Genomic DNA, 15,951 nt, shown 5'->3' with positions numbered 1-15,951 from the left:
CCCCCCGGCCGCGACCCGCGGCAGCCAACACCCCCGCCGGCGCCCTACCTCCGCACGGGTGAAACTCCGACCGCATGGCCCGTATCCATGCGGTTCACCCCCACGCGGACCCGACACGGACTGTCATGACGCGCGCGCGTGTGTTGTCATAGCGCACATGACACGACACGAGGGAGAGCTGGACCGGCTTCTCACCGCGGACGTGGAGTCCGCGTTCCCGACGCAGCTGCGCCAGCAGTGGAACGCGCACGTCGCCACCGAGCGTGCCGTGATCGGACGCCAGGGGATCTTCTCGCCCCGGCTGCACCCCTTCGGCTATGAACTGGCGTTCCGCACCCCGGACGCACTGTCGGGGGTCGATGCCGCGAAGTGGACCGACCTGCAGCACGAGCGGGCGACGAGCGCGGTGTTGCGGGCGACGTTCGGGCGGGCCGATGTGGACGAGGTCGGGCACGGCCGGTGGCTGTTCGTCCGCTGCCCGCGGGCGTTCCTGACCGGGGCGCTGCCGTTGCCGGACCGGCCGGACCGGTTGGTGGTGGAGATCCCGGCGGCGACCCGGATCGACGAGGAGATCCTGCAGGGTGTGCGCCGGCTCCGCGAGATCGGGTTCCGGGTGGCGATGTCGGGCTTCGTGTCCCGGCCGGACCAGCGGATGCTCCTCCCCCAGGCCGACTTCGTGAAGATCGACGCCCGGGACCTGGACATCGAGGGCGAGCCGGTGGTCGAACTGGCCCGCTCGCACGGTGCGCTGCTGGTGGCGGAGTTCGTCGAGACCAGCACGGAGCTGCGCGGGTCACGGCAGCTCGGCTTCGATCTCTACCAGGGCAACCTGCTGGAGCGGTGCCTGTTGCTGGACCGCACCGCGTCTCCGCTGGTGGGCCCGGACCACGACAACATCGGTCGCCTGATCTGACACCAGGGGCCGGACGGGGCAGATGACCTCGCTCAGCGCGACGCGGCGCGGGCGATTCGGAGCACGGCGCGCTCGACGGCGAACTGCGGGTCCCGGCTCGCGCCCTTGACCTCGGCGTCGGCCTGCGCGATCGCGGTGATCGCCTCGGCCAGCGTCTCCGGCGTCCAGTGCGCCAGCTCCTTGCGGGTGCGGTCGATCTGCCACGGCGCCAGGCCGAGGTCCTTCTCCGCACCCCCGCCGCGCCCGCGCAGGGTGGAGACCTTCGCCAGGGTGCGCAGCCGGGCGGCCAGCGCCGCGACCAGGGGCACCGGGTCCACGCCGGTGGCCAGGGCGTGCCGGAGCAGCGACACCGCCTCCCCTGCCGATCCGGTGACCGCGGCGTCGGCGACCCGGAAGCCGGTGGCCTCGATCCGGCCGCCGTAGTACCGCTCCACCACCTCGACGCCGATCACGCCGGTGGTGTCCGCGATCAGCTGCGTGCAGGCGGCGGCCAGTTCCCGCAGGTCCGAACCCACGGCATCCACCAGCGCACGGACCGCGCGGGCATCCATCCGCCGGCCCGCACGGCGCAGTTCCTGGGTGACGAAGGTGGCCTTGTCGGCATCGCGCTTCATCGCCTCGCAGGACACCACCGGGCATCCGGCCTGCTTCACGGTGTCCAGCAGCTTCTTGCCGCGCTGCCCACCGCCGTGCCGCAGGATGAGCACCACGTCCTCGGCGGGGCCCCCGACGTAGGCGATCGCGTCGGCGATCAGCTCGTCGGTGCCCTTCTCCACGTTCTCGACCACGATCAACCGGTCCTCGGCGAACAGGGACGGGCTGGTCGCCAGTGTGAGTTCTCCGCTGCCGTAGGCAGAGCCGTCGATCCGGGTGACCTCGACCGCGTCGTCACGTTCCCGGGCGAGCCCGATCAGCCGGTCCACCGCGCGCTCGGCGAGCAGGGCCTCGGGGCCGCTGACCAGGATGATCGGCGCCAGCTCCGCCTCGTCCCAGCTCAGACCGGCCGGGGCGGACGTCGATCCACGGGCAGGACGACGGGAGGACGTGGCAGCGGGCACGGACCTAGGGTGCCATGCCCCGGCGACACCGGAGCAGCAGGGCCGTCCCGGCGGCGGTCGCCACGGCCAGCAGCACCAGCCCCGGCCAGCCCGAGAGCCAGGACAACCGGGCGCCGGGCAGCGCCACCGCGACCCGCGCCACCGTCCCGATCCACCAGCACGCCGCCCCCGCGATCGCGGCCGCCGCCTCGGCCACCGGTGGGCACCACCCGGCGAAGCACGCCGCGGCCAGGCCGCCCAGGGTGGCCGGGCCGACTGCCGGTGCGGCGATGACGTTCGCCGGCACCGCGTACACCGCCACCGCTGGGTCGAGCAGCAGGATCACCGGCGCGCAGGCGGCCTGCGCCGCCACCGGCACCGCGAGCGCCAGGGCGACACCGGCGGGCAGGCGTCCGGGCCAGGCAGCGGCGAGTGGTGCCGCCACCAGTGCGATCCCCGCCGTGGCCACCACGGAGAGCAGGAACCCCAGATCGGCGCACAGCCACGGATCGGCGACCAGCAGGCCCAGCACGGCCACGCACAGTGCCGGCACCGCCCGCGACGGCCGCCCCACCGCGACACCCAGCACACCGACCCCGCCCATCAACGCGGCGCGGACCACCGTCGGTCCCGGACCCACCAGCACGACGAAGCCGATGCTGACCGCGGTCACCGGCAGCCACCGCCACCGGCGCGGCACCCCGCACCAGGACGACACCAGCAGCACGGCCGTGCCGACCATGCTGAAGTGCGCCCCGGACACGGCGGTGATGTGCGCCAGCCCGGACCCCTTCATCGCCGCGTCCAGGTCGCCGACGCCGGAGGTGTCCCCCACCGTCACACCGGGCAGCAGGGCACCCGCATCGCCGGGCAGGTCACGGGCCAACGCGGCCAGCGCGTCCCGGCGACCGGCGAGCAGCGCGGTGAGCGGATCCGGTCCGGCTCGGATCTCCACCTCGCCGACCGGACGGCCGACCGCGAGGGCACGGTCGTGCGTCCCGGTGGCGGGGGCGAGGCGGGCGGTCAGGGCGATCGTGCCGCCCGGTGCCGGGGACTCGGAGAGGAAGAGCCGGACCGAAGCGCCGGAGGCCGACCAGTCGCCGTCGGGGCCGCGCAGGGCATCCAGGGCGAGCAGGACCCTGGAGGTGCCGGGCGCACCGGAGACCACCGTGGTGGCGGAGCTGACGGTGCCCACCAGGTCGACGGTCGCACCGGCGGCGGCGAGCTCCCGCAGCCCGGCCGCCTCCCGGGCCGAGATTCGCGCCGCGCAGGCCACCGCGAGCAGGAGGACGGCTCCGCAGGTCAGGGTGAGCGAGGGGCGACTCCGGCGCGGGGCCAGGGCTCCTGCGGCGGGTGGGTGCCCGGCTCCCCTCCGGGCAGGTTCATGCCGGGAGCGGCTCGGTGCGGCTCGCACCAGTGTGCCGGAGAGGCATGCTGCGGCCGCGAAGGCCACCAGCACCGACAGCCGGGCAGGCGAGGCGGTCAGGGCCAGGGCGACCAGCCAGGCGGCCGCGGCGGGGGCGGCGAGGCGCAGGTCGATCCGGGCGCGGTCGGGCGGGTCGTGGTGGGGCGGGGTGCTCGGCCCACGCGGGATGGCGGTCACACCGTCGCCCGGCTGCGGAGGTTGGCCAGGATCGCGGGACCGATGCCGGACACCCGGTCCAGGTCGTCGACGCTGGCGTACGGACCCTGCGCCTCACGGTCTGCGACGATCCGCTCGGCCAGGACCGGGCCCACCCCCGGCAGTCCTTGCAGCTCGGTGGCGGAGGCGCGGTTGAGGTCGATCAGCCCGTCGCCGCTACCGGGGGCGGCGGGCTGCGGTGCCTCGACCTGTTCACCGGGCGCCGGGACGCGGATCTGATCACCGTCGGACACCGAGGCGGCGAGGTTGAGCGCGGCGAGGTCGGCATCGGGCAGCGGCCCACCGGCGGCGTCGAGGGCGTCCGACACCCGGGCGTCCGAGGCCAGCTCGACCAGGCCCGGCGAGGCCACCTGACCGACCACGTGCACCAGCAGGGTGGGCGCCTCGGTCACCTCCGGATCGGCCGGGGCGGAGGTCGCGGTCGCACGGGGCTCGGCGAGCTCGACCGGGACGCCCGGGGTCGCGGCGACCGTGCGCAGGACCGCCGCGCCGACCACGAGGGCCAGCGCCAGCAACGCGATCACCGCGGTGCGCGGCGGGATGGCGAGCCGGGGCAGGCGGCGCGGATGATGATCGAGGTCCAGGTCGAAGGCGGGCGGGTCCGCAGTGCCGACGGCCGCGACCAAGCCCGCACGGGTGCCCCGGGGCCAGTCGACCGCTGGCGCGCGGCCATCGTGCTCCTCGTCTGCGCGCTCCGACGCGTGGCCGGCCTCACCGGTCCCCCCTGCCATGCCGGGGCCGAGCCGCGCCACACCACGCGGCGGTGTCGTCCCGTCCCAGCGCTCCACCGATTCGCCCCCTCCGCGCCTCGGCACACCCCGCGGCGGCGTCGCGTCATCCGGCGGCCACGGCGGCATGCCTTGTCCGTGCACGCCCACACCTCGCACGCCCACACCTCGCCGAGCTTCCTCGGGAGATCCCCACGGCTCGCCGGGTTCGGGCGCGCCCGACTCCAGCTCCGTCCCCGGATGCGGGCGCCACCCCTCGAGCCGGTCCCCCGCCACATGCCTCGCCATGCCCGCACGTTAGGAACGCACCGCAGGCGGAGGCAGCTCGCAGCCCTCGGCTTGGGGACCACGGGTGCATCGCTCAGGCTGTGGACAGTCGACACCCCGGTCTCCAGGCGGGTCCGGTGGCCCGGGGCGCCCAGCGGACCGGGGTGGCCTGCCGAGCAGGACGTCCGGTGGATCGAGCCCGGTCAGGGACGTCGGCCGAGCCGGTCAGGCGTCGACGACCACCACCGCGAGCGCCCCTGCCCCCAGGTGCCCGCCCAGCACCGCCCCGACCTCGGCGACCCGGATCTCCACCGCCCCCTCGACCTCGTGCAGCCGGTCGGCGAGGGTGTCGGCGATGTCGGGGCGGCCGAGGTGGTGCACGGCGATCCGGACCGGGCCCGGCCGGCGGGCGGCCTCGTCGTGGACGAGCTGGACCAGCCGGTCGCGCGCGGCGGGGCGGGTGCGGACCCGTTCGGCGACATCGATCCGGCCCTCACGCAGGGCGAGCACGGGGCGCAGGCCGAGGACGGTGCCGAGGGCTGCGGCGGCGGCACTGATCCGGCCACCCCGGCGCAGGTGGTCGAGGGAGTCGACCACGAACCAAGCCGCGCTGGACTGCCCGACCCGTTCCGCCTCGGCGGCGACCGTGGCGCCGTCGCCCTCGGTGCGCGCGGCGACCAGGGCAGCGAAGCCGAGGCCGAGGCCGGCGCTGCGGGAGTCGACGACGTGCACGGGCAGCGGCGCGAGCTGGGCAGCGAGACCCGCGGCACGGACGGTGCCGGACAGGGCGCCGGACAGGTGGACCGAGACCACCTCGCGGACGCCCTGGTCGGCGAGCTGCTGGTACACCTCGGCGAAGGCCGCGGGGGCGGGCTGTGAGGTGGTGACCCGGGTACCGGCCTCGATCAGCTCGATCAGCTCGGCGGGGCCGAGGTCGACGCCGTCCCGGTAGCGGCGGTCACCCGCGGCGACGTCGAGCGGGACGACCGTGATCCCCCACTCCGCGGCCTGGTCCGGGCTGAGGGCGGCGGTGGAGTCGGTGACCACCGCGACCCGGGGCACGACCGAACCGGGCTCCGGCCGCCTGGGCAGCCGCAGCCGTCCGGCCCAGACCGGGCGGCGGAACCACCCGGGCGTGCCGTGCTCGCTCAGGCCGGCACCACATTCACCAGCTTGGGTGCGCGGACGATCACCTTGCGCACCTCGCGGCCGTCCAGCGCGCGCTGGACGTTGGCGTCGGCCAGGGCGACCTCGGTCAGCCGCTCCTCGGTGATGTCGGCCGGCACCTCGGCGCGGCCGCGCACCTTGCCCTGCACCTGGAAGACGCAGGTGACGGTGTCCTCGACCAGGTACCGCTCGTCGACGGCCGGGAACGGCTCGTGGCCGAGCGAGCGGTCGTGGCCCAGGCGCTGCCACAGTTCCTCGGCCAGGTGCGGCGCGATCGGTGCGGTCATCAGCACCAGCGGCTCGGCGACCGAGCGCGGCACCGTGGGCAGCGCGGTCAGGTGGTTGTTCAGGACGATCAGCTTGGCGATGGCGGTGTTGATCCGCATCTGGCCCATGTCCTCGGCCACCCCGGCGATGGTGCGGTGCAGCACCCGCAGGGTCGCCTCGTCCGGGGTGTCGTCGCTGACGGTGACCTCGCCGGTCTCCTCGGAGACGACGTTGCGCCAGACCCGCTGCAGGAAGCGCTGGGCGCCGACCACGGCCCGGGTCTCCCACGGGCGGGACAGGTCCAGCGGGCCCATCGACATCTCGTAGACCCGCAGGGTGTCCGCACCGTAGGCGGCGTACATCTCGTCCGGGGACACCACGTTCTTCAGCGACTTGCCGATCTTGCCGTACTCCTGGGTGACCGGCTGGCCGTTCCAGACGAAGCCGTCCTCGGTCTCCTCCACCTCGGCCGCCGGCACGTAGGCGCCCCGGGAGTCGGTGTAGGCGTGCGCCTGGATGTAGCCCTGGTTGAACAGCTTGTAGAACGGCTCGCGGCTGCCGACGTGGCCCAGGTCGTACAGCACCTTGTGCCAGAACCGGGCGTACAGCAGGTGCAGCACGGCGTGCTCGACGCCGCCGACGTACAGGTCGACGCCGCCGACGCCGTGGACGTCCTCCGGGTTGTGGCCCGGGCCCATCCAGTAGTGCTCCAGCTTGGGGTCGACCAGCTCGCCGGTGCGGTGCTCCGGGTCCAGGTAGTGCAGGTAGTACCAGCACGACCCGGCCCAGTTCGGCATGGTGTTGGTGTCGCGGCGGTAGGTCTTCGGCCCGTCGCCCAGGTCCAGCGTGACCTCGACCCAGTCGGAGTTCCGGCTCAGCGGGGCCTCCGGCGAGGAGTCGGCGTCCTCGGGGTCGAAGGTGCGCGGCGCGTAGTCCGGCACCTCCGGCAGGTTCACTGGCAGCGCGTCGTCCGGCAGGGCCACCGGCAGGTCGTTCTCGTCGTAGACGATCGGGAACGGCTCGCCCCAGTACCGCTGACGGCTGAACAGCCAGTCGCGCAGCCGGTAGGTGATGGTGCGCTCGCCGGCGCCCTCGGCCTCCAGCCAGTCGATCATCCGGGACTTCGCCTCGGCGACGTCCAGGCCGTTCAGGTCCAGGGTGTCGTTCGCGGAGTTCACCACCGCGCCGTCGCCGGTCCAGGCGGCACCCTCGAAGCCCTCCGGGGTGGCGACGGTGTAGACGATCGGCAGCTCGAACGCCTGGGCGAAGGCGTAGTCGCGGGCGTCGCCGCCGGGCACGGCCATGATCGCGCCGGTGCCGTAGCCCATCAGCACGTAGTCGGCGATGAACACCGGCAGCGACTCGCCGTTGACCGGGTTCAGCGCGTAGCCGCCGGTGAACACGCCGGTCTTGCGGCCCGCGTCGGCCTGGCGCTCGACCGCGGTCTTGGCGGCGGCCTCACGCCGGTAGGCGGCGACCGCCTCGGCCGGGCTGGCCGCACCACCGCGCCACACCTCGGGGATGTCCTCGCCCCAGGTGTCGTCGGCGCCGGCCACGATCTGGTCCACCAGCGGGTGCTCGGGGGCCAGCACCACGTAGGTGGCGCCGAACAGGGTGTCGGGGCGGGTGGTGAAGACGGTCAGCGGCTGGTCGGCGTCGGTCACCTCGAAGTGCACGTGCGCGCCCTCGGAGCGGCCGATCCAGTTCCGCTGCATCGCGGTGACCTTCTCCGGCCAGTCGATCAGCGCCAGGTCGTCGGCCAGCCGGTCGGCGTAGGCGGTGATCCGCATGTTCCACTGCCGCAGCGTGCGCTGGAACACCGGGAAGTTGCCGCGCTCGGAACGGCCCTCGCTGGTGACCTCCTCGTTGGCCAGCACGGTGCCCAGGCCCGGGCACCAGTTGACCGGGGTCTCCGACACGTAGGCCAGCCGCTGGCTGTCGATCACCTTGCGGCGGGACACCTCGTCCAGATCGGCCCAGGTCGCGCCCTCGGGCAGCCAGTCCAGCTCGGGCAGCTCGCGGCCGTTCCGGTAGGCGTCGACCAGGGTGGACACCGGGCGGGCGGCACCGCGGCCACCGTCCGGGCGCACCGCGTGCTCGTCGTACCAGGACTCGAAGATCTGCAGGAAGATCCACTGGGTCCAGCGCACGTAGCCGGGGTCGATGGTGGCGAAGGACCGGCGCGGGTCGTGGGCCACGCCCAGCCGGCGCAGCTGCCGGGCCATGATCTCGATGTTGGCCTCGGTGGTGGTGCGCGGGTGCTGGCCGGTCTGCACCGCGTACTGCTCGGCGGGCAGGCCGAAGGCGTCGTAGCCCAGCGCGTGCAGCACGTTGTCACCCTGCATCCGGCGGTGCCGGGCGACCACGTCGGTGGCGATGTAGCCCAGCGGGTGCCCGACGTGCAGGCCCGCACCGGAGGGGTACGGAAACATGTCCATCACGAAGAACGGCTTGGCGCCGGGCGCCGCGTGACCGCCGTCGCCGTCGGTCAGCTCGCCACCGGGGTTCGCCGCGAAGAACGTGCCGCGGTCGAGCCACTCCTGCTGCCACTTGAGCTCGATCTGCTCCGCGAGGGCCGCGGTGTAGCGGAACGGCACCTCGGCGGGCGCGCTGGACTCGGGGCTGCTGGGGGAAACGGGCGAGGTCACCCGCCGGAGTCTACCGAGCCGCCGGGACCCTCCGGCCCATGACCACGGTCCCGGCCACGACGGTGCAGCCCACCGCGGCCAGCCCGGCGCCGACCCAGGCCGGGGCGAGGTAGCCCAGCCCCGCGGCGATCACCAGGCCGCCCGACCAGGCACCGAAGGCGTTGCCCGCGTTCAGCGCCGAATGGCACAGCGCGGCGCCCAGCGACGGGGCGGCCGGCGACAGGTCCATCAGCCAGGACTGCAACGCCAGCCCCAGCACCTGGGACGCGACCCCGAGCGCCACCACCGCCAGCACCCCGGGCACCACCCAGCCGCCGAGCAGCGCGATCAGCACCAGCGCCAGGATGGTCGCCGCGAACCCGGCCAGCACGGTCCGGATCACCGACCGGTCGGCGAGCCGGCCGCCGAGCAGCGTGCCGCCGGTCATCCCGATCCCGAACAGCGCCAGCACCACCGGCACCGTCGCCTCGCTCAGCCCGGTGACATCGGTCAGCAGCGGGGAGATGTAGGAGTAGACCGCGAACATCCCGCCGAAGCCGATCGCGCCGGCCCCGGCCGCCACCCACAGCCGCGGGTTGCGCAGCGCACCGACCTCCGAGCGGACCGAGGCACCGTCCGGCACGGCCAGGCCCGGGATCCACCGCCACAGCGCCAGCAGGGTCAGCCCGCCGAGCACGCCGACGGCGACGAAGGCCACCCGCCAGCCCAGCCACTGGCCCAGCACCGTGGACAGCGGCACCCCGACCACGTTCGCGATGGTCAGCCCGGCCATCATCGTGGCCACCGCCTGCCCGCGCCGACCGGGCCCGGCCACGTGCGCCCCCATCACCGCCCCGACGCCGAAGAACGCCCCGTGCGGCAGCCCGGCGACGAACCGCGCCACCACCAGCCAACCCGCGGTCGGGGCGAGGGCGGACAGCAGGTTGCCGACCGTGAACGCGGCCATCAGCACCAGCAGCAGCGTGCGCCGGTTCATCCGGGCGGCGGCGGTGGTCAGCAGCGGGGCGCCGACCACCACGCCGAGCGCGTAGGCGGTGATCACGTGCCCGGCCTGCGGGATGGTCACGTCCAGGTTGTCGCTGATCAGCGGCAGCAGGCCCATCGTGGCGAACTCGGTGGTGCCGATGCTGAACCCGCCCAGGGCGAGCGCGAGCAGCGGCAACCGGGCCCGGCGCATGACCGGGTTCGGGTCGAGGACGTCGGTGGGGCCGGTGGTCATGGGTGCTCCTGCGGTCGAGACTGCTGGCCGCCGGTGCGCGTCCTGGGACCTCGGGTGCGGCGGCCCGATCCGTCGAGCGCCGTCGCTGTTCCGGTGGCCGCAGCCTACTGGGACGAGTCGAGCAGCACCCAGATCGCCCGCGCGGCGGGTTCGCCGAGCTCCACCACCCGCGGTTCGGCGCCCGGGGCGGTCAGCCGCACCGAGGTGATCCCGGCGAAGTCGCGGCGCTCGATCACCTCGACCCGGGCGTCCAGCACCACGCCGATCTCCGCCAGGTAGCGCAGCAGTCCGGGGTCGGAGTCGGAGATCCGGGCCACCGTGCCGCAGCCGTCGTGCAGCTCCCACAGCATGTCGGCCGGCGGGGACGGGACGGTGCCGTCCGGGGCCGGGATCGGGTCGCCGTGCGGGTCGCGGGTGGGGTGGCCGAGCCGGGCGTCGATCCGTTCCACCATCAGGTCCGAGACCGCGTGCTCCAGCACCTCGGCCTCGTCGTGCACCTCGTCCCAGGCGTAGCCGAGCTCGCTGACCAGGAAGGTCTCGATCAGCCGGTGCCGCCGCACGACCTGGACGGCATGCCGGGCACCCTCGGGGGTCAGCGCGATCGCGCCGTACCGGGCGTGCTCCACCAGCCCCTGGTCGGCCAGGCGGCGGACGGTCTCGGAGACGGTCGAGGGGCCGACGCCCAGGCGGTCGGCGAGCATCTTGGTGGTGACGGCCGGTTCCGACCACTCCCCGGCGGTCCAGATCACCTTGAGGTAGTCCTGGGCGACGGAGGTCAGCTCGCTCGTCTCGCTCACGGGGTTCAGGGTACGGGGCGCGCCGTCCACCCAACCGCCCTAGCGTGACCTGCGTGCCGACCCCACCGGAGTACCACCTGGTCACCCGCTGGTCCCTGCCTGCCGGGCCGGACCGGGTGTGGCAGGTGCTGGCGGACCCGGAATTGAGCTGGCCGCGCTGGTGGCCGGGGCTGACCTCGCCGTGGTCGGCCGAGGACTGTGCACTGTTCGTGCTGCGCCCGGTCCGGTACGGGTACGCGCTGCGGTTCGGCCTGGTGGTCACCGAGCGCGAACCGCCCCGCCGGGCCCGGTTGGCGGTGAGCGGCGACCTGGTCGGCACCGGCCTGGTCAGCATCGACCCGGCGCCCGGCGGCAGCACGCTGGAGCTCGACTGGCGGGTGCGCACCACCCGGCCCTGGATGCGCCGGACCGGACCGGTGCTCGCCCCGGTGTTCCGCCGCGCGCACGCCCACGCGATGCGGTCCGGGTGCGTCGGCCTGCGCGGCTACCTCGAGCGGGTCGGCGCCCCGTGATAGGACTCGACCACGACCCCGGCGGACGGAGCACCGTGCACACCGAGACCCTGCGGACGGCCACCGCGACCGTGTTGACCGCGGTCGGCGAGTGGCTGCGCCGGCGCCGGCTGCCCTGGGCCGGGATGCTGGGGGCGCTGTTCGGCCTGGCCGCCGCGATGACGCCCTCCCTGCTGCCCCGGCCCACCCTGTACCTGGGTGCGATCGCCGGGGTCGGCGCCCTGCTCGGCTACGGCACCGGGGCGCTGGTCGCCTGGGTGCTGCGCCGGGTCGGCGTGCCGCGGCCACCGGAGCGGGTCAGGCGGGTGGCCTGGCAGCTGCTCTGCCTGATCGGGCCGCTGCTGGCCCTGATCGTGATCGGCGTCGGCGCCGACTGGCAGGACGAGGTCCGGGCCCTGGTCGGCGAGCGGCAGCACCGGTCCTCCGGCTTCCTGGTCGGGCTGATCGCGGTGCTGGTGTTCTCCCTGCTGCTGACCCTGTGCCGGGCGCTGCGCCGGGCGTCCCAGCGGGTGGCCCGGCTGCTCGGTCGCTGGGTGCCCGCGCCGGTCGCCTCACTGGCCGGGGTGGTGGTGGTCGCCGCGCTGGTCTACTGGCTGGCCGCCGGGGTGCTGTTCCGCGGCGTGATCACCATCTCCGACCACGTCTACGCCGACACCAACGCGGGCACCGAACCCGGGGTGGAACGGCCCGAGTCGGCGCTGCGCTCCGGATCGCCGGAGTCCCTGGTGAGCTGGGACTCGCTCGGTCGCTACGGGCGGACCTTCGTCGCCGGTGGTCCCACCGTGCCCGAGATCGAGGACGTCACCGGCGAGCCGGCCACCGAACCGATCCGGGTGTACGCCGGGCTGGACTCCGCCGACACCGCCGCCGGCCGCGCGCAGTTGGTGGTCGAAGAGCTGGAACGCACCGGCGCCTTCGAACGCAGCGTCCTGGTGGTGGCCGGTGCCACCGGCACCGGGTGGACCGAACCGCAGCAGCTCGCCGCGCTGGAGTACCTGTGGGGCGGCGACACCGCGGTGGCCACCATCCAGTACTCCTTCCTGCCGTCCTGGCTGTCCTTCCTGGTGGACGCCGACCGGGCCAGCGAGGCCGGCCGCGAGTTGTTCGACGCAGTGCACGCCCGCTGGTCCGAGCTGCCCGAGGACGACCGGCCGCGGCTGATCTCCTACGGCCTGAGCCTGGGGTCGTTCGCCGCGCAGTCCGCCTTCGGCTCGCTCGGCGACCTCACCACCCGCACCGACGGGGCCCTGTACGTCGGCACCCCGAGCTTCACCTACCTGTGGGGCACTATCGAGGACAGCCGCGACCCGGGCAGCCCGGAGTGGCAGCCGATCGTCGACGACGGCCGGACGGTCCGGTTCGCCGCCCGGCCGGCCGATCTGTCCCGCCCGGACGGTCCGTGGGAGGCCCCGCGGGTGGTCTACCTGCAGCACGCCTCTGACCCGGTGGTCTGGTGGAGCTGGGACCTGCTCACCCGCCAGCCCGACTGGCTGGCCGAGCCGCGCGGCCCGGACGTCTCACCCCGGATGCACTGGTACCCGGTGATCACGTTCCTGCAGGTCACGGTGGACCAGTTCTTCGGGGTGTCGGTGCCGGACGGCCACGGGCACAACTACGCCTCGCAGATCGTCACCGCCTGGGCCGACGCCACCCGGGTCGACGGCTGGACCGACGACGAGCTGACCGACCTGCAGGACCTGATCGACCAGACGCTCACCCTGCCCACCGTGCCCGGGCAGGACATCGGCTGACCGCTCAGGGTTGTGCCGTGCCGCCGGTGCCCGGCCCGGCCCCCGAGCCGGATGGACCCGCTGTCCGGCCGGGTCCCCCGAACCAGATGGACCCGCTGTCCGGCCGGCCCCTCGAACCGGCCGGACCTGAACTCGCCGCGCCCGACGCTGCCACGACGCACTCGCCCGAATCCCCCAGATCGACCCGGCCGCCTGTCCCCGTCTCGCCGAGAGTGCACGAATGCACACCTCCCGGCCTCGGAGGCGTGCATTCGTGCACTCTCGACGCAGAAGCAGGGCCCCAGCCAAGGCAGGTCGTGGACGCTGGAGCAGGGAGCCGACAGCAGGGCGGACCGAGCGCGTGGGGCGAGGCCGAGGGCTCAGATCGAGAGCAGGGACCAGGGCTCGGCGGGCGGTGAGTGTCGGATCCGCCCACTCGACTCCAGCGCACCCACCGCTCGACGAACCAGAGGAGCGCTCAGCCCTGCGCGTCCCGCCAGGCCACCCACTGCTCGACCAGCGACAGGTCGTAGTCCGGCCCACTCACCCCGACGGTGAACAGCGTCGCCCCGGCCGCCACCAGCGGCTGCGCCACCTCGGCCGGCGGTGCCCCGACGCCCACGCTGCGCTCGACCAGCGTCGCGGTGTCCCGGCCCACGGCCTGCCCGTGCTCGTCCAGGATCGCGCTCTTGCGGGTCAGGGTCTCCAGGTCGGCGAACGAGTGCCAGATGTCCGCGTGCTCGGCGACGATCCGCAGGGTCTTCTTCTCCCCGCCGCCACCGATCAGGATCGGGATCTCCCGGGTCGGGGCCGGGTTGCCCGCCGCCAGCCGCGCCTTGATCCGCGGCAGGGCGGCGCCCAGCTCGGCGATCCGGGAACCGGCGGTGCCGAACTCGTAGCCGAACTGGTCGTAGTCCTTCTCGAACCAGCCGGCCCCGATGCCCAGGATCAGCCGGCCACCGCTGATGTGGTCCACCGTGCGGGCCATGTCGGCCAGCAGCTCGGGGTTCCGGTAGCTGTTGCAGGTGACCAGGGCGCCGAGCTGCACCCGGCTGGTCTGCTCCGCCCACGCGGCGAGTATGGTCCAGCACTCGAAGTGCTTGCCGTCCGGGTCGCCGTAGAGCGGGAAGAAGTGATCCCAGTTGAAGACGACGTCCACGCCCAGGTCCTCGGCGCGGCGCACCGCGTCCCGGATCTGGTGGTAGTCGGCGTGCTGGGGCTGGAGCTGGACTCCGATGCGGAGGGAGTGGGTCATGGGGAACACGCTAGAACCCGCGATGGTGCTTCACCATGGGTCGGCCCGGCCGGCCTGGTGCTGCTGATCAGTCGGCGGATGGTCGCCCGCCGGCGCTGACCCGGTACCGTCCGGTGGCCATCGCCCACCTCCTGCCCGGGGGGCCGCAGCCGACCGCCGGCGGCCGCTGGGTGCGGTACCCAGCCGGGCTGCGGCACCCACCCACCTCCCCGGGTCGCGCCACTCACCGGACTTCGCCACCCCGGTCCGGCAGCCGCACGCTCCCTAGATTGCGAGCGCGCCCTCACCCCGCACCCGATCGAGGGCTCCCCTCGACAAGGACGAACCATGAGGACCCTCACCCCCCTGTGCGCAGCCGCCACCCTGCTGGCTGCACTCCTTGCCACCGGCGCCCCCGCCGCGGTGGCGGCCGACCCGGCGCCGACGTCCCCGGATCGCATCACCACCACGATCGCCGACTGGTCGACGTACAGCCACTACGCCTCGGTGCTGCTCGGCACCGCCTCGACCGGGGACATCCACCTGTTCACGGTCCCCGCCGTGGGGACCAGCGGACCGATCTCCTTCACCACCGACACCGGGGAGGTGCGCTGCGTGAGCGTCGACCAGCGCAACCCGTTCGAGTCGGTGACCTGGTACCGCGAACCCTGCCAGAACGTCACCACGGTGCCGGAGCCGGGCACCGACCGGGTGGGCTTCATGGCCACCGACGGCCCCTACCAGGGCCGATTCCTCGGCGACCACAGCCGCGGTGGCGTGGTGGACTGGGCCCAGGAGACGTTCTACGCGGTGGAGGTGCCCGAGGTCACCGCCCGGGTGGACCTGACACCGCCGTCCGACCCGGAGCTGACCCGCCGGCCCGAGTTCGCGGGCACCGGCACCGCCCAGGGCCACGTCGTCGTCACCCGTGACAGCGACGGCGCCACCGTGGGCGAGGCCGACGTCGCCGCCGACGGCACCTGGACGGCCCCCGCCACGATCGACTTCGACTGGAGCGAGTCCGCCGCCCTGACCGCGACCCTGACCCTCGCCGACGGCAGCCAGATCGCCGTCGACCGGGAGAGCTTCCGCGTCGCCGACCCGGTCACCATCACCGCCGGGGAACCCGACGCCGACCTGCGCACCGTGCAGGTCACCGGCACCGCCGACCCGGCCTCCGTCGTCACCCTCACCGACGGCTCCGGTGCCGCCCTGGCCACCGCCACCGTCGGTGCCGACGGCACCTGGGGCCCGGTCCAAGTGAACGACCTCGCGTTCGGTGACACCACCCTGATCGCCACCGAGACGGTCGACGGCGCCACCGTCCCGGAGGTCGGCACCGCCACGACCCTGGTCCGCCTCGTGGACCCGGCCGCCCCGGTCACTCCGGTCACGCCGCCCACCCCGGCCACGCCGGTCGTCCCGGCCACCCCGACGACCCCGTCCACCCCGGTTGTCCAGGCTCCTGCGACCCCCACGGCCCAGCTCACGCCGGCGGCCTCCGCGCTGGCGACCACGGGTAGCTCCACCACCCCGGTCCTGCTGACCGCAGGCCTGGCCGCCGTCCTCGGCGTCGGGCTCCTGGTCGCCCGGCGGATGGTCGCCCGCCGGCGCTGACCGACCGGCCCCGCTCGGATCACCCCTACCGCAACGCTTCACCACCCCGCTGGGAACGTGGTCCCAGCGGGGTGGATCAGCGGACGCATCGATCCAGTTCACGATCCGCGCGCTCGGGGATGACCCGGCGGCGCTGCCTGACGAGCGATCTGCAGGCCGAACGGTTCCCCATC

12 protein-coding genes are annotated in these 15,951 nt (G+C 74.2%); 4 read left to right on the top strand and 8 right to left on the bottom strand.

The window, feature by feature from the left end; genetic code table 11:
* Window positions 1-157: 157 nt before the first annotated feature.
* The gene (locus HGA03_RS17760; RefSeq protein ID WP_168631627.1) at window positions 158-913 is read left to right on the top strand and encodes an EAL domain-containing protein; all 756 of its coding nucleotides are present in this window, start codon (window positions 158-160) and stop codon (window positions 911-913) included.
* A gap of 32 nt (window positions 914-945) precedes the next feature.
* Here the strand turns inward: HGA03_RS17760 and holA are convergent, their stop codons facing one another.
* The 7 genes from holA to HGA03_RS17725 form a co-directional block, all read right to left on the bottom strand.
* Window positions 946-1,971, bottom strand: coding sequence for a DNA polymerase III subunit delta (gene holA, locus HGA03_RS17755; protein ID WP_239073796.1), 1,026 nt, complete (start codon window positions 1,969-1,971; stop codon window positions 946-948).
* A gap of 4 nt (window positions 1,972-1,975) precedes the next feature.
* Window positions 1,976-3,553, bottom strand: a complete 1,578-nt coding sequence (locus HGA03_RS19675; RefSeq protein ID WP_168631626.1) for a ComEC/Rec2 family competence protein — start codon at window positions 3,551-3,553, stop codon at window positions 1,976-1,978.
* A complete protein-coding gene (locus tag HGA03_RS17745) occupies window positions 3,550-4,218 on the bottom strand; it encodes a ComEA family DNA-binding protein (RefSeq protein ID WP_239073794.1) in 669 nt (222 codons plus the stop codon). The genes HGA03_RS19675 and HGA03_RS17745 overlap by 4 nt, the downstream gene beginning before the upstream one ends.
* A 594-nt stretch (window positions 4,219-4,812) precedes the next feature.
* A complete protein-coding gene (locus HGA03_RS17740) occupies window positions 4,813-5,649 on the bottom strand; it encodes a DegV family protein (protein ID WP_168631624.1) in 837 nt (278 codons plus the stop codon).
* 86 nt (window positions 5,650-5,735) lie between these two features.
* Window positions 5,736-8,669 carry a leucine--tRNA ligase gene (gene leuS / locus HGA03_RS17735; protein WP_275407622.1) on the bottom strand — a complete coding sequence of 978 codons (2,934 nt, stop codon included), beginning with the start codon at window positions 8,667-8,669 and terminating at the stop codon, window positions 5,736-5,738.
* 10 nt (window positions 8,670-8,679) lie between these two features.
* Window positions 8,680-9,888, bottom strand: a complete 1,209-nt coding sequence (locus tag HGA03_RS17730; protein ID WP_168631623.1) for an MFS transporter — start codon at window positions 9,886-9,888, stop codon at window positions 8,680-8,682.
* 104 nt (window positions 9,889-9,992) lie between these two features.
* Complete coding sequence (locus HGA03_RS17725) at window positions 9,993-10,685, bottom strand: metal-dependent transcriptional regulator (RefSeq protein WP_275407621.1); 693 nt, start codon at window positions 10,683-10,685, stop codon at window positions 9,993-9,995.
* Between the two features lie 53 nt (window positions 10,686-10,738).
* Here HGA03_RS17725 and HGA03_RS17720 point away from each other — a divergent pair, with 53 nt between their 5' ends.
* Window positions 10,739-11,197: an SRPBCC family protein gene (locus HGA03_RS17720; RefSeq protein WP_168631622.1), complete on the top strand. Its 459-nt coding sequence runs from the start codon at window positions 10,739-10,741 to the stop codon at window positions 11,195-11,197.
* A 35-nt stretch (window positions 11,198-11,232) separates the two neighbouring features.
* Window positions 11,233-12,948: an alpha/beta hydrolase gene (locus HGA03_RS17715; protein WP_168631621.1), complete on the top strand. Its 1,716-nt coding sequence runs from the start codon at window positions 11,233-11,235 to the stop codon at window positions 12,946-12,948.
* Window positions 12,949-13,405: 457 nt separating this feature from the next.
* Here HGA03_RS17715 and HGA03_RS17710 read toward each other — a convergent pair whose 3' ends face one another.
* On the bottom strand, window positions 13,406-14,182 hold the full coding sequence (locus HGA03_RS17710; RefSeq protein ID WP_168631620.1) for an LLM class F420-dependent oxidoreductase: 777 nt from the start codon (window positions 14,180-14,182) through the stop codon (window positions 13,406-13,408).
* Between the two features lie 327 nt (window positions 14,183-14,509).
* Between HGA03_RS17710 and HGA03_RS17705 the strand changes: the two genes are divergently transcribed.
* A complete protein-coding gene (locus HGA03_RS17705) occupies window positions 14,510-15,778 on the top strand; it encodes a hypothetical protein (protein WP_168631619.1) in 1,269 nt (422 codons plus the stop codon).
* Window positions 15,779-15,951: the final 173 nt, after the last annotated feature.

It is taken from the genome of Cellulomonas denverensis, assembly GCF_012396125.1.
Lineage (GTDB): Bacteria > Actinomycetota > Actinomycetes > Actinomycetales > Cellulomonadaceae > Cellulomonas > Cellulomonas denverensis.
Note: the sequence above shows the minus strand (reverse complement) of the source record. Positions and strands in the feature narration are given on the sequence as shown.

Bases quoted from the DNA above. Each gene is read 5' to 3' on its own strand.
- HGA03_RS17760 (WP_168631627.1), top strand. From the start codon at position 158: ATGACACGACACGAGGGAGAGCTGGACCGGCTTCTCACCGCGGACGTG.
- HGA03_RS17730 (WP_168631623.1), bottom strand. From the start codon at position 9,888: ATGACCACCGGCCCCACCGACGTCCTCGACCCGAACCCGGTCATGCGC.
- HGA03_RS17710 (WP_168631620.1), bottom strand. From the start codon at position 14,182: ATGACCCACTCCCTCCGCATCGGAGTCCAGCTCCAGCCCCAGCACGCC.
- HGA03_RS17705 (WP_168631619.1), top strand. From the start codon at position 14,510: ATGAGGACCCTCACCCCCCTGTGCGCAGCCGCCACCCTGCTGGCTGCA.